Raw genomic sequence first — 17,158 nt, forward strand, 5'->3', positions numbered from 1 at the left:
GGAGCGGTGCGGAGGACCAGCACGTGGCGCCGTCGCCGTCTGACGCTGCGCACCCGCCTGACCCTGAGCTACGCGGGCCTGGTGACGGCCTCCGGCACGGTCCTGGCCGCCGTCGTCTACCTGTACATGCGGCTCGTACCGGTCAGCTTCGAGCCGATCCTGCCCGAGGAGGGGGACGACGCCGTCGAGATCCAGCTGTACCTGGCGCTCATGATGTCCGAGTTCTTCAGGACGATGCTCGTCATCTCCCTCGGCGCCCTCCTGCTGCTGTCGCTGCTGTCCGCCGTGATCGGGTGGGTCGTAGCCGGGCGCATGCTGGCGCCGCTGTCAGCCATGAGCGAGGCCTCCAGGCGTGCGGCGCACGGTGACCTCGGCCAGAGGCTGGACCTGCACGGCCCCCACGACGAGATCCGCGACCTGGCGGACACCTTCGACCACATGCTGGCATCGCTGGAGGCCTCGTTCACCGCGCACCGGCGCTTCGCCTCCAACGCCTCCCACGAGCTGCGCACGCCCCTGGCCACGACCCAGGCGATGATCGACGTGACACTGGCGGACCCCGAGGCCTCGGTCGAGCAGCTGCGGACCATGGCCGAGCGGGTGCGCGAGACCAACCGCGCCAACGTGGAGACGGTAGACGCCCTGCTGGACCTGGCCCAGGCGCAGTCCGGCACCCTGGCCCACGAGCGCGTGGACCTGGCGGGGATCCTGCGCTCGGTGCTGGCGGACGCGGCCGAGGAGGCCCGCTGCCACCAGGTGAGCCTGCCCCGCCCGCCGCGCGCGAGCGCCGTGGTCGAGGGCGACCCGGTACTGCTGCGTCAGGCCGTGTCCAACCTCGTGCGCAACGCAGTGCGCCACAACCGGCCGGGTGGCAGCGTGTCCACGACCATCAGCGGCGCCGAGCCTCGAGCAAGCTCACCGGGGCAGGGCGGGACGGTCGAGGTCTCAGTGGCCAACACCGGCCCGCTCGTATCCGAGGAGGACCTGGAGACCCTGTGCGAGCCCTTCGTGCGCGGCGCGGGCCGAGGTCGCACACGCGGCAGCGGTCATGGACTCGGCCTGGCGATCGTCTCAGCCGTAGCGGTTGCCCACTCAGGCAAGCTGAGCCTGGCACCACGACCGGGCGGAGGGCTGGTCGCCGCCCTGGAGCTGCCGTCGGCGCCGTGCCAGGAGGATGAGTAGCCCTCCCGTCACCGCCGTGGCGACAGGCATGATCAGCAGTTGGCCGACGGCGACGATCCGACCCGGCTCCACGGACGTACCCTTCGGACATGGCATCCACCGGATCCGCCCTGGAGCGCGCCTCGGAGCTCCTCGACTACGCGGCCACGCTTCCCGGGGCCTGGGTGGGGCACAAGCCCGAGTGGGGCACGAGCGTGGCGAGCATCGGCCCCCGGCTCTTCGCGCTGCTCCTGACCCACACCGACGGCAGGCTCATCGTCAACGTGAAGCTCGACCCGGAGGATGCCATCGCCGTGCGACACTCCATCCCCTGGACCGAACCCGGCTTCCACCAGTCCAAGAGGCACTGGGTGAGCATCGACCTCACCGCACCCGGGTACGATGCCGATACCGCCCACGAGCTCGTCGAGGACTCCTACAGACTCGTCCACTCGCTGCTCCCCCGCGCTGTCCAGCAGGCCCTGCGCCTGGCCGCCACTACCGCGGAGGCGTCGCGCCCCACCTGGCAGTGGTGATCCGGGAGTCCTGGCCGAGGCGGGGCAGGGCCCGGCCTCAGGCATCTGTTCGCGCTTGCCGCACCCTGTTGTGGGGATCATCAATTTGCCCTGCGGGACTGTATCTGATTTCATCATGCCGGGCACGCGCCGTCCGGCGCGACGTCCCCTCACGGAAGGGAGAGCACCATGGGGATCGACGACCTCAGGGACAAGGCCAGCGAGGCCCTCAAGAGCGACAAGGCCGAGACCATCAGCGACAAGGTCCTCGGCGCCGCGGCCGGCGCCGCCAAGAAGGTCACCGGCGGCAAGTTCGACGAGAGGATCGATTCCGCCGTCGAGACCGTCGACTCCAAGCTCGGCAACGAGTGACCATCAGCGGCGCAGCGCTGCTGCGCCGCGCTCGCTCCGACGAGCCCGGCATCCCGGCCGCCGTCGTGTGGGGCCCCACGCCATGCGCGTGGGGCCCCACACGTGCAGTGCGGTAGTGCGAGAGGCTCGCCGCGTGCCGTCGCGTCACGGCGCGGGGACGGCGCCCTCGCTCAAGTCGTTGATGGCACGGACGATCGCCTCGGGGGCGTCGAGCATCATCAGGTGCCGCGATTGCGGCAGTCGCCGGATCTCCAAGCGGGAGAAGACCGTATCGAGAGCCTGCTCCTGGTAGCCGGAATGGAAGGGCATGCCCTCCAGGACGATCACAGGGGCCGCCACGGGCCCGCCCCGCTCATCGCGCAGCGCGGTCAGATCGGCTGCCTGAGCGCTGTAGGACGCGAGCTCGGCGGCAGCGGCGGACAAGGCCTCGCGAGTTTCATGGCAGGCGCGCCACAGCGGGTCGTCTACCGCTTCCGGGTGCGAGGTCTCCCGCCGCATCCCGAACCGGACCACGGCGGCTGCCGCGCCGCGCAGCGGGTCGAGGCGGAGGGCGGCGCCCACCGCGCCGGCCAGCGCCTTTGCCGCTGCGCGGCGCAGATGGCCGATGCGGACACCCACCTCCACTGCCGGGTCGGCGAGCACGATCCCCGCCACCGCATCCGGGCGCAGACGCGCCAGGGCCTCGGCCTGGAAGGAGGACATGGAGTGGGCCACGATGATCACCGGCTCATCGCCATCGATGATCCGGGCCAGGATCCGTGTCCCGCTGAGGAGGTCGGGAGCACCCTCATTGACGGAGCCGCCGCATCGTCCGGGACGGTCGACGGCGATGATGGCGCGCCCCGGCAGGGCCTTGACCACGGTCTCCCATGCCACCGAGGCCATGCCGCACCCGTTGAGGAAGAGCACGGCAGGTCCGGATCCCGGGCGGCGGTGGACGGCGTGCTCGGCGATCCGGCCCTCCCAGCGGCGCTGCGCATCAGTCATGCTGCTCCCGAGGCAGGCGCCACGCCAGGTGGGCGATCCAGAGCGAGCACAGGAGGATCTGCACGATCTGGACGGGTCCCTGCGCGCCTGGGAGCACGTAGGGAGCCGCCACGCTGATGAGCAGCAGCACGGTCACCACCGCGGCCAGCCAGACCACCTGCCGGACCCGCCGGTTCCACCCCCTGCAGGCAGCGAGCGCCAGGGCGACGATGACGATCATGGCGACCTGCGCCGTCGAGGTGAAAACAGAGGCCGCCTCGTGCAGCCGCCGTCCCATGCTCGGCACGGCGGCGCAGGCCTGGTCCCTGCTCTCGGCGCAGGGCAGGTTGAAGATCGCATCGAGGGCCGTGCCGACCGCCACCCCGAGCAGGGCGAGGCAGAGACGCTGACTCCAGCGGGCGCCGATCCACCCCGCCCAGCCTCGTCGGCCGAGGAGGGCGATCGCCGCGAACACGGCGGCGGCGGCGATGTCGGCGGCGCGGAAGAAGTCGTGGAAGGGCTGGTCGGCGGCGGCGAGCTCGGAGACGTATCCCAGGAGGGCGTCGGGGCTGCCGTTGAGGGGCCAGGCCAGCCACGTGTTGTAGAGGACGACGGCGAGGATCGCCAGGATCCGCCCGCTCATCGTCCGGGCCTGACCAGCGGGAAGGCGATAGTCTCGCGGATAGAGGCGCCTGTGAGCATCATGACGAGCCGGTCCAGGCCCATGCCCAGGCCGCCCGAGGGAGGCATGCCCTGCTCCAGGGCTGCGAGGAACGACTCATCGAGCTCCATTGCCTCCAAGTCCCCCCCTGCGGCGGCCAGGGACTGCGCAGTAAGCCGCTCGCGCTGGATGACGGGGTCGACGAGCTCGGAGTAAGCGGTGCCAACCTCCGAGCCGAAGATGATGAGGTCCCAGCGCTCGGCCAGCCTCGCGTCGCGCCGATGCTGGCGGGTCAGCGGCGAGGTATCGGCCGGGAAGTCGGAGAAGAAGGTCGGTTCCACCGTCGTGCCCTCGGCCAGGTGCTCGTAGAGCTCCTGCATCAGCATCCCCCACCCCCACTTGGGGTCGTAGGGCATGCCGACACCCTGCGCGTGGCGGCGCAGCTCGGCCACCGAGGTCTGAGTACCGACCTCCTCGCCGAGCCCGGCGGAGACGGCCTCGGCGATGGTGACGGTTCGCCAGGGCGAGGCGAGATCGATCTCGTGCTCGACGCCGTCGACGCTGCCGCGCACAATCGTCGATCCGGTGGCGGCCCGGGAGGCAGCGATGATCATGTCCCGCATGACGTCCTTCATGACGTTGTAGTCGGCGTGCGCCTGGTAGGCCTCCAGCATCGTGAACTCGGGGTTGTGGGTGCTATCCGCGCCCTCGTTGCGGAAGTTGCGCCCGATCTCGAAGACCCTCTCCAGACCGCCCACCATGAGACGTTTGAGGTAGAGCTCAGGGGCGATGCGCAGGTAGAGCCCAAGGTCATAGGCATTGATATGAGTGCGGAAGGGGCGAGCGTTGGCACCGCCGTGGACGGGTTGGAGGATCGGAGTCTCGACCTCCAGGTAATCGCGCCCCAGCAGTGTGGAGCGCACGGCCTGAATGGCGGCCGAGCGGGACCGCACCATGGCGCGCTGACGCGGATTGACGATGAGGTCCACATGGCGCAGGCGGACCCTGGCCTCGGGGTTCTGGATGCCCCGCCGCTTGTCCGGCAGGGGGCGCAGCGCCTTGGAGGTCATCATCCAGGAGACGGCGAGCAGGCTGCGCGTTCCCGTGCGCGACATCCCGATGGTGCCGGTGACGGCGATCTGATCACCGCCGCGCACCAGGCGCCGGAAGGAGGCGAGGGCCTCGTCGCCGACGCGCTCGGTCTCCAGGAGGATCTGAATGTCGCCACTGGCGTCGCGCAGGGTGGCGAAGATGACACCGCCGTGATCGCGGATCGTCAGCACTCGCCCGGCCACGGAGCAGGTTCCCTCGGCGGTGGCGCAGGCGGCGTCAACCGTCACCGACGCGGGGTAGGGATCGATGCCGTCCGCAAGCATGGCCGCGCGCGCGGCAGCACGGCCCACGATCTGGTCGGAGGGCTTGGGCGCCGGACGAGCGACGGTCGAACCGGCGGTGGTGGCGAGGAGGAGGGCGGACTCCTCCGCACTGCGCTGATCCTGATCGGGGACGGGGCAGAGCCATCGGGGCACGTTGACGAAGCCCTCCGCGACGGCCATGGCCGCGGCGACCCGGGTGAAATCACTGGGCTCGGGGTAGCAGATGAGGCGCGGCACCCATTCGGGGTCGTACTTGGCGTTGGAGCGGTAGAGGGCCTCGAGCTGCCACCATCTCGAGGCGAACAGGAGGACGCGCCGCCACAGCCGCTGGATGGGGCCTGCACCGATCCGGGAGCCCTCGGTGAAAGCCGAGCGGAACACGGCGAAATTGAGGGAGACGCGATGGATGCCGAGCTCGCGGCCGTCGTTCATGAGCGCGGCGACCATGAGCTCGGTGATGCCGTTATCCACCCGGGGATGGCGGCGCATGAGATCGAGGCTGACGCCATCGGCGCCCCAGGGGGCGAAGGACAGCAGGCCGGCGATCTCCCCACGCTCATCGCCCTCGGGGAAGAGCGCCTCCACCATGAGGCACTCGCCGTCGGAGGGGTCGGCGAAGCGGCCCAACGCCATGGAGAAGCCGCGCTCGGGCTCGCCGTCGAGCCAGTGCCCGGCCAGGCGGAATAAGTGCTCCAGCTCGGAGTCGGGGATGGAGCGGTGGCGCCGGATGCGGGTGGTGTATCCGAGCCCGGTGAGCTTGACCACGGCACGGCGCACCTCCGGCAGGTTGTTGATGCCGAAACTCGCGGTGGACAGCACGGCCTCATCGCCCAGCCGCAGAGCGTGCAGCCCAGCCTCGGTGTAGGCCCGGGCGCCGGCCTCGGAGGCGCCGATCACGGCGGGCACCCAGCCGTAGGACTCAGCATGGCGCTTGAAGGCCAGGGCGGAAGCAGACCAGCCGGCGGGGTCGCCAAGGGGATCGCCGGAGGCGAGAGCCACACCCAGGCCGACTCGGTAGACGACACCGCCGTGCTCGCGCAGGAAGACCGACTTGTCCCGCCGGGTGGCGAAGTAGCCGAGAGAGTCGTTCGGGCTGGCGGCCAGGAGCTCGCGCACCCGCATTTCCTCGTCGACGCTCAGGCGCGCCTCGCTGCGCTGGGAGCGCAGCATGACCGCGACGGCGGCGAGGAGGCTGAGAGCGAGCCCCAGACCGACAAGAGCGAAGAGCCAGTCCGGCACGGGCGATGAGGCATCGGGATCACTGAGGAGTTTGATAATGAATCTCTTGGCCTGCCTGATGCCGAATCCCCCGTATAGGAAGGAGCCGAGGATACCGAGCTGGAGGACGATGACGGAGCTCACGACCAGGACCAGGACGGCGCGCCCCCCATTGCCGCGCGGCGAGCGCACCGTGAAATCCCGCCGTCGGAGCAACAGGATGATGAGCAGTGCCACGAGGATGAGCACGTTGACGACGAGCATCCAGGGGGACTCCTCGGCGAGGACGACATCAGCCGGAGCCCCCTCGAGGACGACATCAGCCGACTCCTCGGCGACGACTTCGGCCGGGGCCAGGAAGACGGAGGCGGTCAGACCGGAGAAGACGAGCAGGCTGAAGCCCAGGCCGATGACCATAATGATCCACGCCGCGCGCTTGCGCCGGGCGATGCCCGAGCCCAGCAGGAGCAGGAGCACTCCTGAGACCCAGTCGACGATCGGCAGGGGGATGAGCCACGTGAGGATGAAGCCTATGGCCTCACCGACCACCGGCACGGAGAACAGCGGCGTGCTGTAGAGCAGGGAGATCGCACCGGCGGCGAAGAGGTAGCGGGACAGGAAGCGCACGGCCAAAGCGGGGCGGTTGGTCACGGCGTTACCTCCTGAGGGAGCGGGGTGGAAATGGGAGGGCATGGGGGCATTCTTCTCTCAGGAGGGGAGCGGACATCTCGTCCACGAGGAGGAACCGCTTCAGGAAACGCTCAACCGCTGGGTTGCAGACGGGGCACCCTCACTCATAGGGGATCCCGATGGTCAGCTCCCGCTCAGATCAATCCTGTGGGCCCCTGAGGGATAGGTGACGCGCGATCTCCAGGATCAGGCGGAACAGGAGGAGCTGGGCGAGGACGCGGGCACCGTCGCCCAGGAGCGTGGAGAACAGGAAGCGCATCCAGGCCGCGGATGCCCCGTATTCGATTCCCGCAGTGATGGCCAGCCCGGTGATGACGTCGAGCAGCCAGCCACCCCCGTAGCACAGGGCCGCGACAAGGAAGATCTGGTGGGCGTGCTTGCCCGCGAAACCGACGGAGCCGTTGAACAGGGCGCTGAGCATCGAGTCGCCCGCGGGCCTGGCCGGGGCCGGCTGACCGGGCATCTGCTGGCCCGGAGCGTACTGCGCCGGCTGGGGATGCTGGTACTGGGCCTGATAGCCGCCGGGGGTACCGGGAGCGGAGGGCGCTGACTGCCGGTGATAGGGCGGGCCGGGGGTCATCGGCTGAGACATCGTGGGATCTCCTTGATATGGGGGACCGCATCAGACTACAAGATCGTCGGCAGGACGGGGCATGACGGTCCGCAAAGCACCGGGAGGAGCGCCTGTGAACACGGGCACGAGGCTCCTCTCCTGAGGCGGGAATCCTCCCGGGCGGACGATCGTCTCCCGAGGGCGGCGCCTCATCGGCCCAGAGCGCCCGGCACCTGCCGCTCGACCCGGATGGGGCGCCCTCCCCTGGAGGGGACTACCTGGACCTCTCCGTCGGCGGCCGCGGCGAAGACCCTCTCGAAGGCGGCTTGCCGGAGGCGCAGGAGCCGATTCTCGTCCTCCAGGCCCTCCACGCGGGACTCGAGGGCGAGGATGCGGGCGATGCCCTCCAGGTTGACGCCCTCCCGACTGAGAGCCTGGATGCGGCGCAGCCGCTCGACGTCGTGGTGGGAGTAGCGCCTCCCCCGCCCGGGGGTCCGAGCAGGGCGAACGAGTCCGAGGCGATCGTACTGGCGCAGGGTCTGGGGGTGCATGCCGGCGAGCTCGGCAGCCACGGAGATGACGTAGACGGCGCGGTCGGCCGCGTCCTCGGCGAGAAAGTCAAGGCTCTGGCCGGTGGCGCGCGAGACTCGCCGGGCGTTCATCTTGCGGCCTCAGCCCTCAGCGTGGCGCGCGGATCGGTGCCCTCCATAGCGGCGTCGAAGTCCTGAAGGGCCTTCTTGGCGCTCTTCGAAAGCTTCTTCGGCACGGCGACCTCGACGGTGACGAGCAGGTCGCCCGTGTGCTTGGCGGTGGCGATGCCCGCGCCGGGGATCCGCAGGACGGTCCCCGAGGGCGTCCCCGGCTTGATGCGGACCCTCTTGTGGGACCCGTTGAGGAGCGGGACCTCGACGTCGGCGCCGAGCGCGGCCTCGGCCAGCGAGACGGGCAGGTCCATGCGCAGGTTGGCGCCATCGATGGAGTAGACGGGGTGCTTGGCCACGGAGATCGTGACGATCATGTCCCCGTTGGGCCCCCCGTGGTTGCCGGGGCGGCCCTTGCCGGCCAGGCGGATCCTCTGGCCGTCATGGACACCGGCGGGGATGCGCACGGTCATGGTGCGCTTGTCCGCGGTGAGCTCGACAGTGGCGCCGGCCACGGCATCGCGCAGGGACAGCGTCGCGCTGGTGATGACGTCGGAGCCCTTGGTGGCCTCTGGCGCACCGCCGAAGCCCCCGAAGTTGAAGGCGCCAGGGCGGCCATTGCGCCGGGTAGGGCTGGGCGTACCGCCGAACATGCGCAGAAGCTCGTCGAGGTCGGGCTCGGTGCCGCCGGCAGAGAAGCGGACATTGCCGCCCCCGCCGAACATGGAGGAAAGGATGTCCTCGAAGCCGCCCCCGCCGCCGGTGCCCCCGGCGGTGAACCGGGCACCGCCGCCGGTCATGTTGCGGATAGCGTCGTACTGCTCACGCTCCTTGGCGTCGGACAGGACCGCGTAGGCCTCGCCGACCTCCTTGAAGCGCTCTGCGGCGACGGCGTCGTCGGGATTGCGATCGGGGTGGTAGTGCTTGGCGAGCTTGCGGTAGGCCTTCTTGATGGCCGCGGAGTCGGCGTCCTTGGCGACGCCGAGGACCGCGTAGAAGTCCTTGGTCATCCAGTCCTGGCTGGCCATGGGTCACCTCCTCCTCACTGGGGTGATCGTTGGTTCGTTCCTTGCGGCTGTGCACTTGTTCCCGCTCGCCCCGCCGGGCGGGGCGAGCGGGGCCCGGCTGGTGGCGCGGGCCCGTTCGGGCCGGGCCCACGCCACCAGTCCCGCCCGGCGGTGCTGGGTCAGGCCGGGTTGGAGACCTGCACGCGGGCGGGCCGCACGACCCGCTCGCCGAGACGGTAGCCGGGCTGGAGGACGAGGGCGATCGTCGGCTCGTCGACCTCGGTGGACTCCACCGCCATGAGGGCCTCGTGGATGGTGGGGTCGAAGGTCTCGCCCACAGCGCCGAAGCGCTCCAGGGCGAACTTGTCCCCCAGGATCGTCTCGAGCTTGGTGACCGTGGTCTCGAAGGGACCGGTGAGGTCGCCGTGCTGGCGGGCGAGCTCGGCCTCGTCGAGGACCGGGATGAGGGCCTCGACGACGCCGGCGGCGCCGGCCTCCTGGTAGGCCGCCACCGATTCGCGAGAGCGGCGCACGAAACCCTGGTACTCCTGCTGGAGGTTGTACAGGTCCGCGCGGGCGCGGGCGAGCTCGTCGGTCAGGCGGGCGCTCTCGGCCCTGGCCTCGACCAAGGGATCGGGCTGGTCCTGCGCCTCCTGCTCGAGGCGCCCGGCGCCCTCGTCATCACCCGCCGCCTGGGCGGTGCCACTCGGGGCGGTGTCGAGGTCGACGCCGTCGAAGGCGGACTCGACCGCCTCGGCGAGGCTCGGGTCGATGGGCTCGCAGTCCGCGCCGTCGCCCTCGGAAGCGCTGGGGCCCGCACTCACTTGGACTCCTCGTCGACGATCTCGGCGTCGACGATGTCCTCATCGCCGGCCGAGGCACCGGCGGCACCGGCGGAAGCGCCCGCCGCGCCGGAGTCGGCCTGGGCCGCCTGCTCGGAGGCGTAGAGGGCCTCGCCGATCTTCTGGGAGACGCTGGACAGCTTCTCCTGGGCGGTCTTGATCGCCTCGGCGTCAGTGCCCTCCAGGGCCTTCTTGAGATCGTCGACAGCGGTCTTGACCTCGTCGTGGACCTCGGCCGGCAGCTTGTCCTTGTTCTCGTTCAGGAGCTTCTCGATGGAGTAGGCCTGCTGCTCAGCGAGGTTGCGGGTCTCAGTCTCCTCGCGGCGCTTCTTGTCCTCGGCGGCGTGCGCCTCAGCCTCCTTGACCATGCGGTCGATGTCCTCCTTGGGCAGCGCGGAGCCGCCGGAGATCGTCATCGACTGCTCCTTGCCGGTGCCGCGGTCCTTGGCGGAGACGTGGACGATGCCGTTGGCGTCGATGTCGAAGGTGACCTCGATCTGCGGGATGCTGCGGGGGGCCGGGGCGATGCCGGTGAGCTCGAAGGTGCCCAGCGGCTTGTTGTCGCGGGCGAACTCACGCTCGCCCTGGTAGACCTGGATGAGCACGGAGGGCTGGTTGTCCTCGGCGGTGGAGAAGGTCTCCGAGCGCTTGGTGGGGATGGCCGTGTTGCGCTCGATGAGCTTGGTCATGACGCCGCCCTTGGTCTCGATGCCCAGGCTGAGCGGGGTGACGTCGATGAGCAGGACGTCCTTGCGGTCGCCCTGGATGACACCGGCCTGCAGGGAGGCGCCCAGCGCCACGACCTCGTCCGGGTTGACGCCCTTGTTGGGCTCCTTGCCTCCGGTGAGCTCGCGCACGACGTCGGAGACGGCCGGCATGCGGGTGGAGCCGCCGACGAGGACGACATGGTCGATCTCCGACAGGGAGACGCCGGCGTCCTTGATGACGTTGTGGAAGGGGATCTTGGTGCGCTCAAGCAGGTCCGCGGTCATGTCCTGGAACTGGGCGCGGGTGAGGCGCTCGTCGAGGTGGATCGGGCCGGCCTCGCTCATGGACAGGTACTGCAGGTTGATGTTGGTGCTCATCGCACTGGAGAGCTCCTTCTTGGCCTGCTCGGCGGCGTCCTTGAGGCGCTGCATAGCGATCTTGTCCTTGGACAGATCGACCCCCGAGGAGTCCTTGACGCGCTTGACGAGCCAGTCGACGATGCGGGCGTCCCAGTCGTCGCCGCCCAGGCGGTTGTCACCGTTGGTGGCGCGCACCTGGATGGTGGAGAAGCCATCCTCGTCCTTGCCGACCTCCAGCAGGGAGACGTCGAAGGTGCCGCCACCCAGGTCGAAGACGAGGATGAGCTCATCCTCCTTGCCCTTGTCCAGGCCGTAGGCGAGAGCCGCGGCGGTGGGCTCGTTGACGATGCGGTCGACGGTCAGGCCCGCGATGGTGCCGGCCTCCTTGGTGGCCTGGCGCTCGGCGTCGTTGAAGTAGGCCGGGACGGTGATGACGGCGTTGGTGACGCTCTCACCGAGGTAGGCCTCGGCGTCGGCCTTGAGCTTGGCCAGGATGCGGGCGCTGATCTCCTGGGCGGTGTACTTCTTGTCATCGATGTCGACGGTCCAGTCAGTGCCCATGTGGCGCTTGACGGAGGAGATAGTGCGGTCGACGTTGGTGACCGCCTGGCGCTTGGCCACCTCGCCGACGAGGACTTCACCGGACTTGGAGAAGGCGACGACGGAGGGCGTGGTGCGGCCGCCCTCGGCGTTGGGGATGATGGTGGGCTCGCCGCCCTCGAGGACGGCGATGGCGGAGTTGGTGGTTCCGAGGTCGATTCCGACGGCGCGTGCCATGTGGCGCTCCTTGATGCTCGTGGGCTTGCGGGGCATGGGCCCCTGATTGAGTCGTATGCGCTCAAGGATTGTGATTGAGTCAGTCATTGTCAACTTCCCAACCGCTTGTCTTGAGCCCGACTGACTCAACCCCTGAGCACCTCAAGGCATTCCCACCCCCCAGTGATGCCCGCCACTCCATGGAGCCGGGGCCGCGCCGCACCCCGGGCGCGCCCAGGCATGCCTTCAGGTTTCTTTCAGGTGACATGGGTTCAATGGCCTCACCGTCGGACGATGCGCGACGCGAGGGTTGGGGAACCCGTTGACCCGAGAGGCATCGAGGCCGGCAAGGGTCCTAGGGAGCCCGCGCCGGTCGTTTCGACGAAGGAGGCTGCCTCCTCCCCTGTCATGGGAACCGGGGGAAGTCGATCAGCCTCATGAACGAAGGGCCCGCGGCCCCGGGAATCGCCACTCGGGGCCGCGGGCTCCTGTCATGCCGAACGCGCCCCCGGATCAACCGCTAGCATGAGGCCGTGATCTTCAAGGCCGTGGGGGAGTCCGCGCCCTACCCCGATCACGGGGCGAGGGAGCAACGCGTGTGGGCGACGATCGCCCCCCGCCAAGTGCGGCTCGACCAGCTCATCACCACTCGCGCCACCCTCGACCTGCGCGATCTGCTCGATGAGGACTCCACCTTCTACGGGGATCTGTTCGCACATATCGTGTCCTGGCGCGGCGGCCTCTACCTGGAGACGGGCCTGCACCGTGCCCTGCGCGCGGCCCTCCACGGGCGCACCATCATCCACGGCAGGATCCTGGAACTCGACGATTCAGGGCGCCCGCTCCTGGCACCGCCCCCGCCGGCCTGATCGACTCCCCGCGCCACGTAGCGGACCACCCACTATCATGGGCCACAGCCCGCGCTCCTGGCACCGGTCCATTAGTCTGGGGAGCATGAGCGCTTCGGACCCTCGATCTGAGTACCGTCGACACCTTCAGCACCGGCAGAAGGTCGTCATCGGCTCGGTGCTGGTTGCCCTCGCCATCGTCCTCGTGACCAGCATCGGCGTGCACACGGGGCTGCTCCCCTCCTACGACCCGGGCTTCTCAGCCGATCCCAAGGCCTCCGCGACCTCCGTCGCCCAGCCCTGCCCACCCGCCGGGGCGACCACGGTGGACCTCACCACCATCCAGGTCAGGGTCTACAACGGCACCCAGAACGCGGGGCTGGCCGGCGTCGTCGGCGACTCCCTGGAGCGGGCGGGCATGACGATCCTCGAGCGCTCCGACTGGCCCAACGGCGACTACAACGGCGATGTCGCTATCTCCACATCCCGCGCGGGGCTCACCAACGCCTACTCCCTGGCGCGCGCCTTCAACGGCATCGTCATCGTCCTGCTCGACACCAATCGGGACCCCACCGACACCTCGGTCTCCGTGATCATCGGCACCGACTACACCTCCGGCCTCATGTCCCCCAATGCCATAGGCGAGCTCACCGCCGGGGAGTCGATCAAGGCGCCATCATCCTGCACATCCGTGGCCCCCGAGGAGCCGGTGGCCACCGTCCACTGAGCCGCTCCGCACGCACGCGAGCAGCCCCCAGCGGATTCGCGCCGTCGCTCGCAGGACTACTGCGGACGACGGCGCGAAGTCGTTGATGGCACGGGGCCGGGGAGCTCTTATTCGGGGCCCGGACCGGCAGCGCGGGTCGTGGCCTGCTTCTTGACGCTGCGCCGGGAGTAGGCGGGGCCCTCCAACTCGGTGCCCGCGGGCGCGGAGGCGGGCGAGACCTCCTCGAGGCTCGTGCCCCGCGCCTTCGAGATGGCTCGCATGGAGTGGTAGACGACGATCGCGGCGCCGGAGCCCAGCGCGATCCCGGAGAAGGTCATATCGCCGATGACCCAAGTGTAGTCGGCGATCGCCACGACCATCGCGACGGCGGCGGTGTTGAGGTTGACCGGGTCGGAGAAGTCCACGCGGTTCTGCACCCAGATGCGCACGCCGAGCATGCCGATCATGCCGTAGAGGATCGTGGCAGCGCCGCCGAGCACGCCTGCGGGAATCGTGTTGATGAGGGCGCCGAACTTCGGCAGCATCGACAGGCCCAGCGCGCCGATGGCGGCGACGACGTAGGCGGCGGTGGAGTAGACGCGGGTGGCGGCCATGACACCGATGTTCTCGGCGTAGGTGGTGGTTCCCGAGCCGCCGCCGGCCCCGGCCAGGATCGTGGACAGGCCGTCGGAGATGAGGGCGCGACCGGTGAGGCCGTCCAGGTTCTCCCCGGTCATCGCGGAGACGGACTTCACGTGGCCGATGTTCTCAGCGATGAGGACGAGCACGACCGGCACGAACAGGCCCATGAGGCTGAGGTCGAAGGAGGGGGCGCGCAAGTGCGGGGCGCCCACCCAGCCGGCGGCGTCGATGGCGGAGTAGTCCACCTCGCCGCGGACCATCGCGGTGGCGTAGCCCACGAGCACGCCCAGCAGGATCGCCAGTCGCCCCATGATGCCCTTGAACAGGACGGTGATGAGCAGGATCGCCACGATGGTGACGACGGCGGTCACCGGCGCGGTCCTGACATTGCTCCAGGCAGCGGGAGCCAGGTTGAATCCGATGAGGGAGACGATGGCGCCGGTGACGATCGGCGGCATGAGACGATCGATCCAGGTCACGCCCGCAACATGGACGATGGCGCCGATGAGCAGCAGCGAGGCGCCCGCCATGATGATGCCGCCCTGTGCGAGCGAGGCCCTGGCCTGGTCGAGGGGCGCCCCGCTCTTGGCGTCGAAGCCGGTGACGGCGGCGATCGGCGCGATGAGGGCGAAGGAGGATCCCAGGTAGGAGGGCAGGCGCCCGGAGGTCACCACGAGGAACAGCAGAGTGCCCAGTCCGGTGAAGAACAGCGTCGTCGCCGGGTCGAAGCCGGTCAGGAGGGGCACGAGGAAGGTCGCGCCGAACATGGCGACGATGTGCTGCATGCCGATGCCGACGGTGCGCGGCCATGAGAGGCGCTCCGAGGCGGTGACGACGGCGCCGGGCCTGATGGATCGTCCGTCCCCATGGAGGGACCAGCCCCGGAAGAGCGGGGATGAGGACGATAGGGGCGATGAGGGCACTGCGCTTCTCCTGTCGCGGGTTGGGGAAGGACTAGCGGCGTCGCCTCCCGTGGGTTCGGGGGCGCTCGCGGGTTCCTCCGCCAAGAGGATGCGGGCGGCGGCCCGCCGGGGTGAGGATACTGCCATGGCCTCGCCGCGCGCCCCGTTCCCGGGAACCGAGTCCCTCGATCCGACGCAGATCCTCTCCGGACCCGGCTACCAGGCGCCCCCGGTGCGCACCGACGGCGTCGCCACGGCGGCGCTCCTGTGCGCGATCCTCTCCTTCATCCCCCTGGTGGGGCTGGCCGCCGCGGGCCTGGGCATCTGGGCGCTCCGGCGGCTGCGGCGCTCCTACGGCACCGGCCGGACGCTTGCGCGCCTGGCCATCGTCGTGGGGGCAACGGCGTCCGTCCTCCAGCTGTGGATCCTCGTGGCCATCGTGGCGACCGCAGGATGAGCGCGCCCGAGCACGGGCCCCGCCCGTTCGGGCAGCGGCCATGACATCTGCCCGTAGCGAGGCCTGGCCTAGGGTGGATCGCATGAAGCCCTTCATCATGGTATCGACGCGTCCCGAGATCAGCGCCGCCGAGGACGAGTACGAGTCCTTCCTGTCCCTGGGCCGGATCGATCGCGCGGACCTGACCCATGTGCTGCTCGAGGAGGTCGACTTCCTCGGCTCCTTCAACGCCGAGGACGTCTCCGGCGTCCTCATCGGCGGAAGCCCCTACAACGTCTCCACGCCCGAGGCCTCCAAGAGCCGCTCCCAGCTGCGCATCGAGGAGCAGGTGAGCGAGTTGATCGCCGTCGCCCTGACCAAGGGGGTTCCCGTCCTGGCCACCGGGTTCGGCCTGGAAGTCCTGGCCGCCCACCTCGGCACGGCCACGTCGGCCGAGTTCGGTCAGACCCTGGGCACAGCGGAGGTGTTCCTCACCGAGGAGGGGCGCCACGACCCGCTCCTGGAGGGGATGCCGCCCTCCTTCACCGTGCTCGTGGGGCACCATGAGGGCGCCGTGGGCGTGCCCGAGCACGCCGTGCTGCTCGCCTCCTCCCCAGACTGCCCCGTGCAGATGCTCCGGGTGGGCTCCTCGGTCTACGGCACCCAGTTCAATCCCGAGCTCGATGCCGACCGCTTCGCCCAGCGCATAAGCATCTACACCGACGCCGGCTACGGGCATCCCGGGCAGGTCGACGAGCTCCTGCGCGTCGTGCGCGGCGGGGAGCACGTGGCGGGCCGGATCATCGCCCGCTTCTTCGAGCACTTCGCCCGGGACTGACTGGCGGCCGCCCACGGGCCGGAGGCGCCCCCTGCGCTAAGCCCGCGGATCAGCCCAGAGTGGCCAGAGCGGCCTCGATGACGTCGCAGATCACGACCGGCGCGGGCCTGTGAGCCACGGGCATCCCGACCGGCGGGGTGACGGCGGCGCGGCGGCCCGCCGCCCGGGCGGCGCTACGACGGCCCGAGCCCGGGCGCGGGGGCGCGCCCGCGATCGAATCGACGTAGAGCAGGCCCGCTACCTTGACCCCCCGCACCGCCAGGGCCATGGCCTCGGCGACCGTATCCATGACAACGACGTCGGCGCCGAGCCCCCCGAGGACCGCGGCCTCGGCGCGGCCGGGGCGCACCGGCCCGGGGACGAGTGCGGCGACGGCGCTGCCGCTGACGCCGTCGACACCGGCGACGACCTCCGTGAGGGGCTCATCCCAGGTGGCCTCGACGGGGCCGGTGGCGGGGAAGAGAGGGGTGCCGGAGAGGTTGAGGTGGTCGCCCATGGCGAGGAGGTCCCCGAGCTGCTGGGATCCCAGTGAGGAGGCGCGGCCGACGAGGAGGGCGGCGCGAACGCCGGCGCCCGCGGCGATGCGGGCGAAGGCGGTGGTGCGGCGGGCGGCGCGGCCCTCGAACAGGCAGGTGCGGCCGCGGGCGACGAGCACGCCGAGACCCCCGCGGTCGTAGGACATGAGGGAGTCCTCCTGACCCGAGGAGCCGGGCGCGGAGACACCGGGGAGGAAGGAGAGGCGGACGCGGGAGGACGGGCGCCCCCAGGCGTCGTCGAGGTCGGTCAGGAGCGCGGGCTCGGCGATGACGAGCAGGTCGTGGCGGGCACGGCCCGTGGCGAGAACGATGGAGGCGCCTGCGGGGTCCTCGTCCCATGTTCCGGCGGCGGGGGACGTTGCCACGGGGTCTCCCTCCAGTTGTCTCCGAGTGCTCCGGGTCCAGCCTACCCGTTCACGCTGTCA

General features: G+C 70.1%; 17 protein-coding genes. 7 read left to right on the plus strand and 10 right to left on the minus strand.

Annotation, left to right across the window (positions count from 1 at the left end; translation table 11 throughout):
* Positions 1–6: 6 nt before the first annotated feature.
* The 3 genes from B1H50_RS05970 (at position 7) to B1H50_RS05980 (ending at position 2,048) form a co-directional block, all read left to right on the plus strand.
* Positions 7–1,182, plus strand: coding sequence for a sensor histidine kinase (locus tag B1H50_RS05970; RefSeq protein WP_080462867.1), 1,176 nt, complete (start codon positions 7–9; stop codon positions 1,180–1,182).
* An 89-nt stretch (positions 1,183–1,271) separates the two neighbouring features.
* The gene (locus B1H50_RS05975) at positions 1,272–1,697 is read left to right on the plus strand and encodes an MmcQ/YjbR family DNA-binding protein (protein ID WP_080462868.1); all 426 of its coding nucleotides are present in this window, start codon (positions 1,272–1,274) and stop codon (positions 1,695–1,697) included.
* A 168-nt stretch (positions 1,698–1,865) separates the two neighbouring features.
* Positions 1,866–2,048 carry an Rv0909 family putative TA system antitoxin gene (locus B1H50_RS05980; RefSeq protein WP_080462869.1) on the plus strand — a complete coding sequence of 61 codons (183 nt, stop codon included), beginning with the start codon at positions 1,866–1,868 and terminating at the stop codon, positions 2,046–2,048.
* A 144-nt stretch (positions 2,049–2,192) separates the two neighbouring features.
* Here the strand turns inward: B1H50_RS05980 and B1H50_RS05985 are convergent, their stop codons facing one another.
* From B1H50_RS05985 to dnaK, 8 genes are all read right to left on the minus strand, one after another.
* Complete coding sequence (locus B1H50_RS05985; protein ID WP_080462870.1) at positions 2,193–3,035, minus strand: alpha/beta fold hydrolase; 843 nt, start codon at positions 3,033–3,035, stop codon at positions 2,193–2,195.
* Positions 3,028–3,657 carry a DUF998 domain-containing protein gene (locus tag B1H50_RS05990; protein ID WP_080462871.1) on the minus strand — a complete coding sequence of 210 codons (630 nt, stop codon included), beginning with the start codon at positions 3,655–3,657 and terminating at the stop codon, positions 3,028–3,030. The genes B1H50_RS05985 and B1H50_RS05990 overlap by 8 nt, the downstream gene beginning before the upstream one ends.
* Positions 3,654–6,962 (minus strand): bifunctional lysylphosphatidylglycerol synthetase/lysine--tRNA ligase LysX, encoded by a 3,309-nt coding sequence (gene lysX / locus B1H50_RS05995; protein ID WP_229657808.1) that lies wholly within the window; start codon positions 6,960–6,962, stop codon positions 3,654–3,656. The genes B1H50_RS05990 and lysX overlap by 4 nt, the downstream gene beginning before the upstream one ends.
* Before the next feature lie 136 nt (positions 6,963–7,098).
* Positions 7,099–7,551 (minus strand): hypothetical protein, encoded by a 453-nt coding sequence (locus B1H50_RS06000; RefSeq protein ID WP_143231765.1) that lies wholly within the window; start codon positions 7,549–7,551, stop codon positions 7,099–7,101.
* Between the two features lie 170 nt (positions 7,552–7,721).
* Positions 7,722–8,174: a heat shock protein transcriptional repressor HspR gene (locus tag B1H50_RS06005; RefSeq protein ID WP_080462874.1), complete on the minus strand. Its 453-nt coding sequence runs from the start codon at positions 8,172–8,174 to the stop codon at positions 7,722–7,724.
* Complete coding sequence (locus B1H50_RS06010; protein WP_080462875.1) at positions 8,171–9,181, minus strand: DnaJ C-terminal domain-containing protein; 1,011 nt, start codon at positions 9,179–9,181, stop codon at positions 8,171–8,173. Before B1H50_RS06010 ends, B1H50_RS06005 begins: the two co-directional genes overlap by 4 nt.
* A 158-nt stretch (positions 9,182–9,339) precedes the next feature.
* On the minus strand, positions 9,340–9,984 hold the full coding sequence (locus tag B1H50_RS06015) for a nucleotide exchange factor GrpE (protein ID WP_080462876.1): 645 nt from the start codon (positions 9,982–9,984) through the stop codon (positions 9,340–9,342).
* On the minus strand, positions 9,981–11,846 hold the full coding sequence (gene dnaK / locus B1H50_RS06020; RefSeq protein WP_080462924.1) for a molecular chaperone DnaK: 1,866 nt from the start codon (positions 11,844–11,846) through the stop codon (positions 9,981–9,983). The genes B1H50_RS06015 and dnaK overlap by 4 nt, the downstream gene beginning before the upstream one ends.
* A 512-nt stretch (positions 11,847–12,358) precedes the next feature.
* Between dnaK and B1H50_RS06025 the strand changes: the two genes are divergently transcribed.
* Entirely contained in the window at positions 12,359–12,694 is a 336-nt protein-coding gene (locus B1H50_RS06025; protein ID WP_080462877.1) for an antitoxin VapB, read from the plus strand.
* Between the two features lie 85 nt (positions 12,695–12,779).
* Complete coding sequence (locus B1H50_RS06030) at positions 12,780–13,400, plus strand: LytR C-terminal domain-containing protein (protein WP_158082832.1); 621 nt, start codon at positions 12,780–12,782, stop codon at positions 13,398–13,400.
* 107 nt (positions 13,401–13,507) lie between these two features.
* Here B1H50_RS06030 and B1H50_RS06035 read toward each other — a convergent pair whose 3' ends face one another.
* A complete protein-coding gene (locus B1H50_RS06035) occupies positions 13,508–14,944 on the minus strand; it encodes a uracil-xanthine permease family protein (RefSeq protein ID WP_080462879.1) in 1,437 nt (478 codons plus the stop codon).
* A 124-nt stretch (positions 14,945–15,068) separates the two neighbouring features.
* On the opposite strand from B1H50_RS06035, the gene B1H50_RS06040 reads away from it, so the two are divergent.
* Both B1H50_RS06040 and B1H50_RS06045 read left to right on the plus strand, forming a co-directional pair.
* Positions 15,069–15,380, plus strand: a complete 312-nt coding sequence (locus B1H50_RS06040; RefSeq protein WP_095532497.1) for a DUF4190 domain-containing protein — start codon at positions 15,069–15,071, stop codon at positions 15,378–15,380.
* Positions 15,381–15,462: 82 nt separating this feature from the next.
* Positions 15,463–16,197, plus strand: a complete 735-nt coding sequence (locus tag B1H50_RS06045; protein ID WP_080462880.1) for a glutamine amidotransferase-related protein — start codon at positions 15,463–15,465, stop codon at positions 16,195–16,197.
* 49 nt (positions 16,198–16,246) lie between these two features.
* On the opposite strand, the gene B1H50_RS06050 is transcribed toward B1H50_RS06045, so the two are convergent.
* Positions 16,247–17,098, minus strand: coding sequence for a nucleoside phosphorylase-I family protein (locus B1H50_RS06050; RefSeq protein ID WP_080462881.1), 852 nt, complete (start codon positions 17,096–17,098; stop codon positions 16,247–16,249).
* Between the last annotated feature and the right edge of the window lie 60 nt (positions 17,099–17,158).

The organism is Actinomyces gaoshouyii (assembly GCF_002072175.1).
In the GTDB taxonomy this organism is placed as follows: Bacteria; Actinomycetota; Actinomycetes; order Actinomycetales; family Actinomycetaceae; genus Actinomyces; species Actinomyces gaoshouyii.